This is a genomic window from Psychrobacillus sp. OK028, from assembly GCF_900103605.1.
Taxonomy (GTDB): domain Bacteria; phylum Bacillota; class Bacilli; order Bacillales_A; family Planococcaceae; genus Psychrobacillus.
The window spans coordinates 164,187-177,681 of sequence record NZ_FNHY01000002.1; the positions used below are offsets into that span (position 1 = coordinate 164,187).

Below are 13,495 nucleotides of genomic sequence, written 5' to 3' on the forward strand. Positions count from 1 at the left end.
TTTAGGAGGTCGAAATAATGCCAAAGCTAGATGAAACATTAACGATGTTAAAGGATTTAACAGATGCAAAAGGGATTCCTGGTAACGAGCGTGAACCAAGAGAAGTAATGGAGAAGTACATCGCACCTTTTGCAGATAAAATTGAATACGATAATTTAGGAAGTCTTATTGCAGAAAAAGTTGGAGATGCGAACGGACCTAAGATAATGGTAGCTGGACATTTAGATGAGGTAGGATTTATGATCTCAAAAATTGATGACAAAGGGTTTTTGAGCTTCCAAACAGTTGGTGGTTGGTGGTCTCAAGTTATGCTTGCACAGCGAGTAACAATTGTGACACGTAAAGGAGACACAATTACTGGTATTATTGGTTCAAAACCTCCTCATATATTATCCGCAGAAGCTCGTAAAAAAGCGGCTGATGTGAAAGATATGTTCATTGATATAGGTGCATCATCAAAAGAGGAAGCAATGGAATGGGGAGTATTACCAGGAGATATGGTAGTTCCTTATTTTGAGTTCTCCGTAATGAATAACGATAAGCTACTATTAGCAAAAGCATGGGATAACCGTATTGGCTGTGCAATTGCAATTGATGTGTTAAAAGCGCTTAAAGATGAAAAACATCCAAACATCGTTTATGGAGTAGGTAATGTTCAAGAAGAGGTTGGTCTACGAGGTGCTAAAACAACAACTAATAAAATTAAACCTGATATAGGCTTTGCAGTAGATGTAGGTGTAGCTGGCGACACTCCAGGTATAACTGCAAAAGAATCGACAAGTAAAATGGGTGTGGGTCCACAAATCGTATTATTTGATGCATCCATGGTTTCCCATAAAGGTTTACGTGATTTCGTAACGGATACAGCAGACGAGCACAATATACCTTATCAATTTGAAACGATACCAGGTGGTGGGACAGATGCAGGCTCTATGCATATTTCCGTAAATGGTGTTCCTTCTCTTGCAATTGGTGTTGCAACTCGTTATATACATTCTCATGCAGGAATCTTGCATAGAGATGATTATGAAAACGCAGTGAAGTTAATTGTAGAAGTGATAAAAAAATTAGATCGTGATGCAGTAAACAAAATAACATTCGATTAATACTGGCGTTTAAAGGGTTTCGAGTATGAAATCCTTTAAACGTTTTTATTATTTTAAAATTGTATATAAATCCACTTGACTTTATATTTATTCAACCATATAATTAGCATTACATAAATATACGGAAAAAGGAGTTTTTATAAATGAAGTTACTTGAATGGGTGAATTTAAAAGTAGTGGATAGTTTAAAGGGGAAAGACTTATTGACGCTTTTAGATTACTCAAAAGAGGAGGTAGAAGACTTAGTTCAGTTGGCTGTTGAATTGAAGACGTTGACGAAAGCTGGAAAATGTCCTCCTTTACTTGAAGGTAAAACGTTAGGAATGATATTCGAGAAACATTCCACTCGTACAAGAATCTCCTTTGAAGTAGGTATGAAGCAATTAGGTGGTAATGGTATGTTCATGAATGCACGCGATTTACAAATTGGTCGCGGTGAATCTGTATACGACACTGGCCATGTATTGTCCGGTTATTTGGACGGCATCATGATTCGTGCAAACTCACATGAGATGGTTAAAGAACTAGCAGAGCATGCTAGTATTCCAGTTATTAATGGATTGACCGATATTTTTCATCCCTGCCAGGCGCTTGCAGATATTTTAACGATACATGAAGTGAAAGGCTACACGGCTGGATTGAAGCTTGCTTATATCGGTGACGGGAATAATGTTGCTCATTCCCTAGTTATAGCAGCTGCCTATATGGGAATGCATATTTCAGTAGCAACTCCGGTTGGCTATGAAGCTGATGTGCAAATACTAGAAAAGGCTAAAAATATTGCTCTAGCAAATGGTGGCTCCTTGTTCGTATCCAATGATCCAGTAGAGGCGGCTGTAAATGCAGATGTTGTATATACAGATGTTTGGACTTCTATGGGGCAAGAAGAGGAGACAGTTAAAAGACTAGCAGATTTTAAAGATTTTCAAATCAATGACGCGTTAGTTGCAAATGCAAAAGATGATTATATGTTTTTACATTGCTTACCAGCTCATCGAGAAGAAGAGGTTGCAACCTCTGTAATTGATGGCCCCAACTCGTATATTTTTCAGCAAGCAGAAAATCGCTTGCATGCACAAAAAGCAGTACTTGCATCGGTTATGGCTTAAATGGTTTTAGCAAATGGAGAAGACAGGGGTTGTCTCTTCATTTGAGATTATAAATATTTCAGTGATGTCGTTTATCAAGATGGATAACTTCATCACTACATAGGAAGAGTGATTCGGGAGACGCTGAATCACTCTTTATTACATTTAAAAGACTGTCTTCAAGTCGATTGCTTCGACAAGTAAGACAGTCTTTTTAGATTCGGTATAGAATAAAATTAGATTAAAGAAGTTTCATCATATTAAGCTTTTGTTAATGTGCTGTTACTAGAAACAGCTATGTTTTCTTTCCCTTCATCATTGACCGGACGTTTAGACCAATATGTTGCTAAAATAGGTCCAGAAATATTATGCCATACAGCTCCTAATGCACTTGGTAATGCGGCTAGAGGTCCTAAGTGAGCGGTCGCAAGTGCAACACCTAAACCAGAGTTTTGCATGCCAACTTCAATCGAAATAGCGCGGCGATCTAGCACGGATAATCCCATAAATTTCGCTGCATAGTACCCTAATAATAAACCTGCTCCATTATGCAAGAATACTCCTAAGAATACTAGCAAACCAGCAGAAGCAATATTATTTACATTACCAGCTACAACTGCAGAAACTATTGTGATAATCGCTAAAACAGAAATTAACGGTACAACGTTTATACTTTTCTCTACAGCAGCGGGGAACAATTTTTTTACTAGTAATCCAAGTACGATTGGAATAATAATTACTTGTACGATTGATTTAAACATAGCAAATGCATCTACAGGCATCCATTGTCCAGCGAATAAAAGCAATAACGCTGGTGTTAAGAGAGGAGCTAGTAGTGTAGAGAATGATGTCATCGTAATAGAAAGTGGTACATTACCTTTAGCCAAGTATACCATCACGTTAGAAGCAGTACCCCCAGGAACGGAACCAAGTAATACAAGTCCAGCTGCTAATTCACTAGGCAAATTTAAAATATAAGCAATGGCAAAAGCGGTAATTGGCATTATGACAAATTGTGCAATTACACCGAAGATAACTGGCTTAGGGTGTGTTGCGATTAATTTGAAATCGACTGCCTTCAAAGTCAGACCCATACCAAACATAACAATACCTAGTAAAATCGTAATATACTTACCAAATGGTAAAAACGTTTCTGGAATGAAGAATGCTACTACTGCAACGATAATTACGAGAAAAGCAAAATTCTTACCTGCAAAATTACTTATTGATTCTAATAATTTCATATTATACACCTGTACTTTCTATTTTTACGATTTTTTGTGGATTTAAAATATTGTTAGGATCGAGAGCTATTTTAATCTTTTCCATCACCTGTAAGGCATCTCCATGCTCTAAAACTTGGTACTTTTGTTTGCCGATGCCGACTCCGTGCTCACCAGTACAAGTACCGTTACGATCTAAAGCATAGTGCACTATTTTTTCATTAAAACTGTCTGCCTTCGCAACTTCTTCTGGATCATTCATATCAATCATTATTATCGCATGGAAATTCCCATCTCCGACATGCCCAGTGAGTCCACCTATAAGACCAATAGAATTCAATTCATTTCGTGCATATACTACTGCTTCAGCTAGTTCCGAAATAGGTACACAAACATCTGTCACCATCATTTTTTTTCCGACATTGCTATGGATATAAGCATACGCTAGGTTATGTCTTGCATCCCATAGCTTAGTGCGTGCAGTATTATCAGATTCAAATTGAATTTCCACACAGCCATGATCTTCCATGATTTCTTGTGTAAACTCCACATCCTGTTTTAAACCTGCTTCATTTCCATCAAATTCTAAAAATAAGGTAGGTTGTTCTGCATAATCCGTTTCGCTAAAACGATTTACCTGACGGATGGATTCTTCATCGACCAATTCTACGCGAGCAATTGGAATTCCAGCTTGTAAAATGGAAGTAACGGCTTCTACCGCACTTTGAACAGAAGGAAAGACTGCTCGAGCTGCAGTTGTAAATTCAGGTATTCCGTATACCCTTAATGTTAATTCTGTAAAGCAACCAAGGGTCCCTTCAGAACCAACAAATAATCCATTTAAATGGAACCCTGATGCTGATTTTGCAGCTAAGCTTCCAGTGTGAATAATAGTCCCATCTGCTAGGACAACTTCTAAATCACGAACTTGATCACGCATCACTCCGTACTTAACAGTTGTGGTCCCACTTGCATTAGTGGCAGCCATACCACCGAGTGTAGCATCTGCTCCTGGATCTACGGAGAAGAACAACCCATACTTTTTAAGCTCTTTGTTTAATTGTGTACGTGTTACACCAGGTTGCACTTTTACAAGCAGATCACTTTCCCTAACTTCTAATATTTTATCCATTAATGAAAAATCTATAGTAATTCCGTTATCATAGGGAATTATATGACCCTCTAAACTGGAACCACGTCCAAAAGGGACAATTGGAATCTGAAAATTATTGGCTAGTTTCATAATTTCGCTAACCTCATTCGTGTTTTTAGGAAAAACAACTATGTCTGGAAGACTTACCTCATGATAGGACTCATCTTTACTATGTAATTCTCTTACAGTTAAATTGACCGAAACCTGTTCATCGCTTAAAAATTTCTTTAATTCGGTTAAAATATTTTCGATAGATTTACTCACTTTATTCGCCTCTTTAATTTAATAATATACTTATTAGAATATTTAGAACGATTCCAATAAAACAATTATAAGCAGAATGAATAAAAAGGTAAACTCACATTATTGTATTTTATGGAAATAAAAGTAATTTAATATATTGTATATTTCTATGAAAAGACTGATTTAATAACTTTGTAAGCGTTTGATTAATTTTCTAAATATTTTTATTAAATAAAAATTCCGTGAAGAATTTCTATCTCCACGGAATTTCCTTTATTTTGCAAATGCAGTAGCCAATTCACTTAAAACAGATTGTTTACTGGTTTCGTCTGTCATGTTCCACCATTTTTCGAAGAAAACACCTAGTCCAGGTAGTAAGTGCTCCTCGCCTCTTTGAATAGCGTCTTCTACTACTCCTCGAATATCTGTTGCCGTATGACCTTTCATATTAGCTGTAATAGCTTCTCTAATTTGAAAATCCATTTTTATCACTCCTTGCAATTATCTTCCCCAAACTCTCGCCAGCTATACATGATTTTGTTACACTTAAATAAAAAAGGCGGTTACATATATATGAAGCGAATTGAATCTCCGCAAAATGCTTTAGTAAAGCATTGGAAAAAATTATTAAGTGTTCGTAAAGAACGTGACAAAACTGGTGAATTCATAATAGAAGGATATCATTTAGTTGAAGAAGCGATTAAACAAAAAGAAAATGTACTTACTATTATGGTCAGTGATACATCTGAAATTCCTGAAACATGGGATATTGAAAATTTAGTTGTTGTAGAAATAAATGATCTGATAAAAAAGGAACTAGCGGAAACAGAGCATACGCAAGGTATATTTGCGCATTGCAAACAACAAACTGTGAATGTAGAGGAACAGGATAACTGGAATCGTCTATTATTAATAGATGCTGTGCAGGATCCAGGAAATATTGGCACAATGATTCGTACTGCAGATGCAGCAGGTATTGATGCTGTTGTTCTTGGAAAAGGTTCAGCTGATGCATATAATTCAAAAACATTACGCTCAGCACAAGGTTCACACTTTCATTTGCCAATCGTAAAAGGAGACCTCTTTGAATGGGTAGAGAAGCTAAAGGAACGAAATGTATCTGTGTATGGTACAGCTTTTGAAAATTCTACACCTTTCAATGAAGTAAAAAAAGAAGCTTCATTTGCGTTAATTGTAGGAAACGAAGGAAATGGTATTAACTCTGAACTTCTTGAGCAAACCGACCAAAATATAATCGTCCCTTTACTTGGGCAAGCAGAATCATTAAATGTTGCAGTAGCTACTGGTATTTTACTATACGGTCTTACGTTAAAATAAATCAGACTTGAAGAAAAATGCAAAATTCCGTATAATAAATGTAATTTGATACATAAAAGCTGTAATCGGGAAAAGTATATATGAATATTCGAAATGAAGGGAATTTACACCTTGACTGAAAGTGTAAATGGAGAATGCATATAGAAGTTCACCCCGTTAGCTGCCACCGGGACCAGCAATTGCTGTAAAGGTGCGCCGGTGTAGAGCCGTTAGTCGAATTGAGTGATTGCACGTAGGTTTGTGCAATAATCAGGGTGGTACCGCGAAATTAGTCCTCGTCCCTTTTATAGGGGCGGGGTTTTTTATTTTGTGAAAAAGGAGAATTATAAACATGGAAGCACAACTTCAACAGTTAAAAGAAGAAGTACTACAAAAAATTGCAGCTTCATCGAACGTCAAAGAATTAAACGATGTTCGTGTTGCCTATTTAGGGAAAAAGGGACCTATTACAGATCTACTAAAAGGAATGGGTAAACTTCCTGCAGAAGAGCGTCCGAAAATGGGTGCACTAGTAAACGTCGTGCGCGAAGAGGTAACAACTGTATTAGAAGCTCGCATGTCGTTACTTCAAGAACAGGCAATAAATGAGCAATTAGAAAAAGAATCTATTGACGTAACATTACCAGGTCGTCCCGTGAAGACCGGAAATCACCATCCACTTACTCGAGTAGTAGAGGAAATTGAGGATTTATTTATTGGCATGGGGTATGAAATTGCGGAAGGTCCAGAAGTCGAGAAAGATTACTATAACTTCGAAGCTTTGAACTTACCAAAAGGTCATCCAGCTCGTGATATGCAGGATTCTTTTTATATTTCAGAGGATATTCTATTGCGTACACATACATCACCAGTTCAAGCACGTACGATGGAAGCAAAAGAAGGTCAACCTATTAAAATTATTTGCCCAGGTAAAGTGTATCGTCGTGATAATGATGATGCGACACATTCGCATCAATTTACACAAATTGAAGGGCTTGTAATCGGAGAAAATATCCGCATGAGTGATCTTAAAGGAACGCTTTCTGTTTTTGCAAAGAAAATGTTCGGGAACGATCGTGAAATCCGTCTACGTCCAAGCTTTTTTCCTTTCACAGAGCCTTCTGTAGAAATGGATATTTCTTGCTTCAAATGTGGAGGAGACGGCTGTAACGTGTGTAAGAAAACTGGCTGGATTGAAATTTTAGGAGCTGGTATGGTTCATCCGAACGTTTTAGAGATGGCTGGTTATGATTCTAAAAAGCTTTCTGGATTTGCATTTGGTATGGGTCCAGAACGAATTGCAATGTTGAAATATGGTGTGGAAGATATTCGTCATTTCTATACGAATGATGTGCGTTTCTTATCGCAATTCCACCGAACAGAAGTGTAAGGAGGAATTTGACATGTTAGTTTCGACGAAATGGTTATCAGAATATGTTAATACACAAGGATTAGATCCAAAAGATTTAGGAGAGAAGATCACGCGTGCTGGTATTGAAGTGGATGCGGTGATTGATCGTTCTCATGGAATGACAAATGTTGTAGTTGGATATGTAAAAGAAAAAGTGAAGCACCCAGAAGCAGATAAACTGAATATTTGTCAGGTAGATGTTGGGGAAGAAACGACACAAATTATTTGTGGAGCACCTAATGTAGATGCAGGGCAAAAAGTAATCGTCGCTCGTCCAGGAGCAGTACTTCCAGGCGGTATGAAGATTAAAAAAGCGAAGCTTCGCGGAGAAGAATCAAACGGTATGATATGTTCGCTTCAAGAACTAGGGATTGAAGGACGTCTTGTTCCTAAAGCGTATGCAGATGGGATTTATGTTCTTCCGGAAACAGCTGTGCCTGGAGAAAGTGTACTTCCTCTTCTAGGTTTAGATGACATTGTATTAGAGCTTGGTTTGACCCCAAACCGTTCAGACGCATTAAGTATGCTTGGAGTTGCTTATGAAGTAGGCGCTATACTGTCAGAGGATATGAAATATCCAGAAGTAAACTATACTGAAAGTGATGAAAAAGCAACGGATTACTTAAATCTGAAAGTAGATGCAATCGAAGAAAATCCAATGTATATTGCTAAAGTTGTGAAAAATATTCAAGTAAAAGAGTCACCACTTTGGTTACAGCATCGTTTAATGGCTGCTGGAGTTCGTCCACATAATAATGTAGTAGACATTACGAACTATGTATTAATGGAATATGGTCAACCACTTCATGCGTTTGACTATGATCGATTAGAAACGAAAGAAATTATTGTTCGCCTTGCTGAAGAAGGGGAAAAAATTGTTACCCTGGATGATCAAGAACGTACACTGAAATCAAATCACTTAGTTATTACAAATGGCAAGGAGCCAGTTGCAATTGCAGGTGTGATGGGTGGAGCAAACTCGGAAGTTCATGATGGAACGACAACTGTTGTCATAGAGTCAGCATACTTTGTAGGTGGATCTGTTCGTCAGACATCGAAAGACCATAATTTACGCAGTGATGCGAGTGCACGATTTGAAAAAGGTGTCGATCCAAATCGCGTTATTCTTGCAGCAGAGCGTGCGGCAAGCCTACTTGCTGAGCTTGCAGGAGGAGAAGTGCTAGCGGGTACTGTCATGGTGGATGAGCTAGACAAAACTCCTGCAGAAGTGGTTGTATCTCCAGACTTTATCAATAATCGTTTAGGGATGAAGATTTCTTTAGAGGATATGACATCTATTTTATCTAGATTGAAATTTGACTATCAAGCTGCGAATGGTCTTTTATATATTAAAGCCCCTACTCGTCGCCAGGATATTAAAATCGAAGAAGATATTATAGAAGAAATTGCTCGTATGTATGGCTATGACGAAATTCCAATGACATTACCAGTCGAGGAATCTAAACCAGGTGGACTCTCTTCTTATCAAGCAAAACGTCGTCAAGTACGTGCTTACTTAGAAGGTGCTGGTCTATATCAAGCGATTACTTATTCATTAACTTCTAAAGAAATGTCTCAGAAATTTGCGTTAGAAACTGCTCCGGTAACAGAATTGTTAATGCCAATGAGCGAAGACCGCAGTATCCTTCGCCAAAGTTTAATACCACATCTACTTGAGGCAGTAACGTATAACACAGCACGCCAAGCAGATACAGTTGCACTTTATGAAGTAGGGTCTGTTTTCTTAGGTGAAACGGAATCAGGATTACCTCATGAGCAAGAGCATTTAGCAGCAGTAATCTCTGGTAAATGGTTGGATCATAGCTGGCAAGGTGAGAAAAAAGCAGTTGATTTCTTTGTATTAAAAGGAATTGTGGAAGGTTTAATGGACCTTCTTGGGCATTCAAGTGAGCTAACATTTGAACGCTCAGTAGTTGACGGCTTACATCCAGGACGGACAGCTTCTATCAAATTAGCTGGAGAAGAAATCGGAGTAATCGCTCAATTGCATCCATCTGAGCAAAAAGCTCGCGATTTGAAAGAGACATATGTAATGGAATTGAACTTAGCAAAAGTATTAGACAAAGAAGTAGAAGCATTGTATTATGCCCCAGTTTCTAAATTCCCATCTATTACTCGTGATATAGCATTAGTAGTAGATAGTGAAAAAGCTACTGGTGAACTACAAGCAATTATCCAGTTATCTGGCGGTAGATTGCTTAAAAATGTACATCTTTTCGATTTATATGAAGGTGAAAAAATGGAACCAGGTAAAAAGTCGGTTGCATTCTCTCTAACTTACTTCGATCCAGAACGTACACTTACGGACGAGGAAGTAGTAAACGCACATAACAAAGTATTAAAAGCACTTGCTGAGCAAGCAGGGGCAGAGTTAAGAGGATAATAAATAAGTGGAGCAGCGCCGATACTAGGTGCTGCTCTTTTCTTATGGATTTTTTATTTAAATTCAGAATAGTGTTTAAATTGCGTGGCGGTAAGGGAATAGAAGAAAAGGGGAGGGGTTTTATGGAATTAGGTTTTTGGACATGGACTATAACAATAGTTTTGTCTTTGTTTTTTATCGGAATGTCGCTTTTCTTTAAAAAGAAGGCGGATGCTAGTTTCGCTCATTATGCAATAGCTGGAGGGACGCTGCCGTTTTTCTTATTATTATTTACGGATATTGCAACGATAATGGGCGTTGGAAATTTTGTTGGCCATTCTTCTAAGGGTTATGAGATCGGAATAGCAAACATTCCTTTTGTCATTGGAGAGCAGGGTGCGAAAATAATATTTGCTTTAGTATTTGCGGGCTTTGCAGCAAAATTTACTTATAAAACATTAGCAGAAATGATGAATGATTTAATCGTGCGTGGCCGCATTACTCGGAGCCTAGTCGCAATTTTGACTTCATCTATTATGATTGCGTGGGTGAGTGGGCAGGCAATGGGTATGGGTGCTTTGTTTTCCACCTTTACTGGCACTGATCCAGTTCTAATGATATTAATATTTTCTGCTGTATTTATCATTTATACGGCAGTGGGTGGTATGTATTCAGTAGTATGGACAGACCTAATTCAAGGAGCTATTCTCATTGCGATAGCGGTGTGGTTCTATTTTCAAGTATTTAATCGAATCGATTTTAGTTATTCGAATTTAAAAGCTGGTTTAGCTGACGTTGGATCAATTGAACTAGTTCAAATGAATCTGTCAGTCATGGAAGTTTTAACACTTTTTGTGACGGGAACTTTAGGGGTTTTAGCCGCTCAAGTTTATTGGCAACGTTGCTTTGCTTCTAAAAATTCAAAGTCAGCAAGTCGTGCCATGCTCATAAGTGGGATTGTAGCAATTATATTTACGACTTTAGCAACTATTAGTGGATTGATAGTTAAAATACAAAATCCAACGCTCGATGCGGAAAATGCTATTTCATGGCTGATATTAGAAGAAATGACACAATTCGCTGCTCTTGCCTTCTTTATCATGATTTTCATGGCTGCTATATCTAGTGCTTCATCACTTCTCCACTCAGCTGCAGTGGTAATCATCAATGATTTGGTTATTCCAAATATGAAAGAAAAGGAAGATATATTTTATCTCAAGCTAACAAGAGCAAGTGTCGTTGTGTTTGGTATGCTCACTATCGTTACTGCTATTTGGGCAGACTCGATTATTGACTTGTTTTCGCTTGCATACTCTATGGCGGGAGGTGGAGTGGTACCTGTCTTAATTGTAGGGTTAATATGGAAGAATAAGAAAGCCTCTGCTTTTGCAATGGGTACTAGGAATAGCCGGGTTTCAGTTTGGGGTGCTCGTACTGGTATCGTTGCTGGAGCGGTGGTCTCCCTAACGTCGGGTATTTTATGGGGTGTACTTGTATCGGTTATACTGACAACGTTAATCTCTAAACTATTACCTTCATATGATAGTATGGTAAGTTCGCTGACAAAGGATTGATATTGCAAAATGAAAAACCCTGCATTTCGCAGGGCTTATCATTTTGGAGAGTTTTCTTTTTGACTGTTCCACCAATCTATATGATCCAAATTAAAAACGATCATATTTGTCATTGGTTTTAAGTGAGGAATCTGTTTGTTCATGATCAAATCATTAATTTCCTCTTCAGTAAGTGGGTATCCTACCGTATCTAAATAAGAAGATAGCTTTTGTACCCCATAGGCTCTCCTCAATTAATCACCTCCCACCAAAATCTCTTTCATTCAATAAAGAAAGTTTAGTAAAAGGTACTAATCTTAAGGCTATGTATTTTTAATACCCATTTTTAAAGAAAATAATCATACATTATTTATTTGCTTCCGAATAGTCAATAGTATTCCAAATATAACCCCGATGAAGGACATCGCTGAAATGATAAAGTAAAATGTTTGACCACCAAATTCTTTATAAAGGAATCCACCTGCGTAAGAAGCAATAATACTAGACAATCCAAAGAATAATAATGCTAATACAGTTTGTCCTGTAGCACGCCATTCCTTTGGCATAATATTATATAAATACTGAATAGCCGCGGTGTAAAAAATAGGGAATGTTAACATTTGCAATAACTGTAAGATAGTTAGGGTAACGGGACTCGTTACATAACCAGATATAAAAAAACGTAAGAAGTAAAAGAACGTAGCTATCGTTATTATTTCCAGTTCCTTACCTTTTCGGAGCCACCAAAAACTAAGAGCAAAGATGATGATTTCACTTGTAGCGGCCAAGAAAAATGCAATTCCCACTAAGGATGTATCTCCACCCAGTGTTTTAATATGAATCCCTAAAAACGTGTCGTTCATCCGAGCTGGCACGGAACTAATAAATACTAATGCTAAAAACAGAAGCATTTCTTTGTTTCGTAATACTGTTTTTAACCCTTCAATAGTTACTGGTTTTGAAGATGCTTGTACATCAGGCATGAACCACACAATTCCGAATGATAGAAGTCCTAACAATACAAACAAGACGGATAAACTGCTCACTCCAAAATAATCCATTGCAAAACCAGAAATTAATGCCAAAACTGCATAGCCTAGTGCTCCATATGTACGAATAGAACCATAGCTAATACGAGCCATTTCGGAAACGGTGAAATTCAAGCTCTCTGTTAGTGGATCAATTGGCATGAGGAAAAAATAGACCAAAAGCGCAAATATGATTAATAACGTAAAGCTATCAAAGTTAAACAAAAAGTAACCCGACACTGCAGTCATACTAACAAGGATTAGCATCACTTTACGGATTGTTTTTGTTTTATCACTGATGAATCCCCATAAAGGTTGTGCAAATAAAGTCACAAATCCCCCAGTTCCAATGATGATTCCAATTTCACTCGTGGTTAGACCTTTCTCTGCTAAATATACTGGTAAGAAAGGAATAAAAAGTGCGAGTAAACCAAAAAATAAAAAATTATATCCTTTTAATAAAACATGAACTTTCAATAAGAATTCTCCTCTTCTAAGAACTAACCATAAATGAATTTAATATTATTATCTTAATTATTGTATCTGATTCTATTAATGATTAGCAGTTTTTAGATAATAAACACGCAAGTTCAATATTTACTCGCAAGTCAGAATAATAAATCTGTTATAATTTTTCACATAAGAGAGCAACGATAAGGGGGGATTGTAGTGTTTAGTATGTTTAAAAAAGAAGAACGGAAAGAAATTTATTATGAGCAAGATGAATTTAACGAAGAAGAGGAAATTGGAATTCTAATTCATTATACATCTGTGGCAGTGTATATGTATCTCTGTTTAGACGGTCGTATTGAAAACGAAGATGTTCTTAACGATGCAGCAGGAAGAGAAATAATCGTACAAGGCAACACTATATCGATAGTTGTAGAAAGTCCAAAGGAAATAACAGAAATTATAGAGCAATATGGATTAAATAATATGAACCTTCCTTTGTTCACAATAGACGTTACACTGTATTGATTTTAATAGAAG

Annotated in this window: 12 protein-coding genes and 1 other annotated feature; of the genes, 7 read left to right on the forward strand and 5 right to left on the reverse strand. The window is 37.2% G+C overall.

Going from position 1 to position 13,495, the window contains the following annotated elements; translation table 11 throughout:
* Positions 1-17 precede the first annotated feature (17 nt).
* Together BLR36_RS04000 and argF are read left to right on the forward strand one after the other, a co-directional pair.
* Entirely contained in the window at positions 18-1,106 is a 1,089-nt protein-coding gene (locus BLR36_RS04000; protein ID WP_093060437.1) for a M42 family metallopeptidase, read from the forward strand.
* 143 nt (positions 1,107-1,249) lie between these two features.
* A complete protein-coding gene (argF, locus tag BLR36_RS04005) occupies positions 1,250-2,215 on the forward strand; it encodes an ornithine carbamoyltransferase (RefSeq protein ID WP_093060438.1) in 966 nt (321 codons plus the stop codon).
* A gap of 239 nt (positions 2,216-2,454) precedes the next feature.
* Here argF and BLR36_RS04010 read toward each other — a convergent pair whose 3' ends face one another.
* The 3 genes from BLR36_RS04010 to sspI all read right to left on the reverse strand — a co-directional run bounded on the left by BLR36_RS04010 (position 2,455) and on the right by sspI (position 5,296).
* Positions 2,455-3,438: a bile acid:sodium symporter family protein gene (locus tag BLR36_RS04010; protein ID WP_093060439.1), complete on the reverse strand. Its 984-nt coding sequence runs from the start codon at positions 3,436-3,438 to the stop codon at positions 2,455-2,457.
* Between the two features lies 1 nt (position 3,439).
* Positions 3,440-4,834: an FAD-binding oxidoreductase gene (locus BLR36_RS04015; protein ID WP_093060440.1), complete on the reverse strand. Its 1,395-nt coding sequence runs from the start codon at positions 4,832-4,834 to the stop codon at positions 3,440-3,442.
* 252 nt (positions 4,835-5,086) lie between these two features.
* The gene (gene sspI, locus BLR36_RS04020; RefSeq protein WP_093060441.1) at positions 5,087-5,296 is read right to left on the reverse strand and encodes a small acid-soluble spore protein SspI; all 210 of its coding nucleotides are present in this window, start codon (positions 5,294-5,296) and stop codon (positions 5,087-5,089) included.
* A 90-nt stretch (positions 5,297-5,386) separates the two neighbouring features.
* Here sspI and BLR36_RS04025 point away from each other — a divergent pair, with 90 nt between their 5' ends.
* From BLR36_RS04025 to BLR36_RS04040, 4 genes are all read left to right on the forward strand, one after another.
* Positions 5,387-6,151, forward strand: coding sequence for a TrmH family RNA methyltransferase (locus BLR36_RS04025; protein WP_093060442.1), 765 nt, complete (start codon positions 5,387-5,389; stop codon positions 6,149-6,151).
* A gap of 52 nt (positions 6,152-6,203) precedes the next feature.
* Positions 6,204-6,437: a binding site (T-box leader), on the forward strand.
* A 45-nt stretch (positions 6,438-6,482) separates the two neighbouring features.
* Positions 6,483-7,520, forward strand: a complete 1,038-nt coding sequence (gene pheS, locus BLR36_RS04030; protein ID WP_093060443.1) for a phenylalanine--tRNA ligase subunit alpha — start codon at positions 6,483-6,485, stop codon at positions 7,518-7,520.
* Positions 7,521-7,533: 13 nt separating this feature from the next.
* On the forward strand, positions 7,534-9,945 hold the full coding sequence (gene pheT / locus BLR36_RS04035) for a phenylalanine--tRNA ligase subunit beta (protein ID WP_093060444.1): 2,412 nt from the start codon (positions 7,534-7,536) through the stop codon (positions 9,943-9,945).
* 122 nt (positions 9,946-10,067) lie between these two features.
* A complete protein-coding gene (locus tag BLR36_RS04040; RefSeq protein WP_093060445.1) occupies positions 10,068-11,498 on the forward strand; it encodes a sodium:solute symporter family protein in 1,431 nt (476 codons plus the stop codon).
* 38 nt (positions 11,499-11,536) lie between these two features.
* Here BLR36_RS04040 and BLR36_RS04045 read toward each other — a convergent pair whose 3' ends face one another.
* Together BLR36_RS04045 and BLR36_RS04050 are read right to left on the reverse strand one after the other, a co-directional pair.
* Positions 11,537-11,731, reverse strand: coding sequence for a hypothetical protein (locus BLR36_RS04045; RefSeq protein WP_093060446.1), 195 nt, complete (start codon positions 11,729-11,731; stop codon positions 11,537-11,539).
* A gap of 105 nt (positions 11,732-11,836) precedes the next feature.
* Entirely contained in the window at positions 11,837-12,982 is a 1,146-nt protein-coding gene (locus BLR36_RS04050) for an MFS transporter (protein WP_093060447.1), read from the reverse strand.
* Positions 12,983-13,174: 192 nt separating this feature from the next.
* Between BLR36_RS04050 and BLR36_RS04055 the strand changes: the two genes are divergently transcribed.
* Positions 13,175-13,483, forward strand: a complete 309-nt coding sequence (locus BLR36_RS04055; RefSeq protein WP_093060448.1) for a hypothetical protein — start codon at positions 13,175-13,177, stop codon at positions 13,481-13,483.
* Positions 13,484-13,495: the final 12 nt, after the last annotated feature.

Bases quoted from the DNA above. Each gene is read 5' to 3' on its own strand.
- argF (WP_093060438.1), top strand. From the start codon at position 1,250: ATGAAGTTACTTGAATGGGTGAATTTAAAAGTAGTGGATAGTTTAAAG.
- sspI (WP_093060441.1), bottom strand. From the start codon at position 5,296: ATGGATTTTCAAATTAGAGAAGCTATTACAGCTAATATGAAAGGTCAT.
- pheS (WP_093060443.1), top strand. From the start codon at position 6,483: ATGGAAGCACAACTTCAACAGTTAAAAGAAGAAGTACTACAAAAAATT.
- BLR36_RS04040 (WP_093060445.1), top strand. From the start codon at position 10,068: ATGGAATTAGGTTTTTGGACATGGACTATAACAATAGTTTTGTCTTTG.
- pheT (WP_093060444.1), top strand. From the start codon at position 7,534: ATGTTAGTTTCGACGAAATGGTTATCAGAATATGTTAATACACAAGGA.
- BLR36_RS04025 (WP_093060442.1), top strand. From the start codon at position 5,387: ATGAAGCGAATTGAATCTCCGCAAAATGCTTTAGTAAAGCATTGGAAA.
- BLR36_RS04000 (WP_093060437.1), top strand. From the start codon at position 18: ATGCCAAAGCTAGATGAAACATTAACGATGTTAAAGGATTTAACAGAT.
- BLR36_RS04010 (WP_093060439.1), bottom strand. From the start codon at position 3,438: ATGAAATTATTAGAATCAATAAGTAATTTTGCAGGTAAGAATTTTGCT.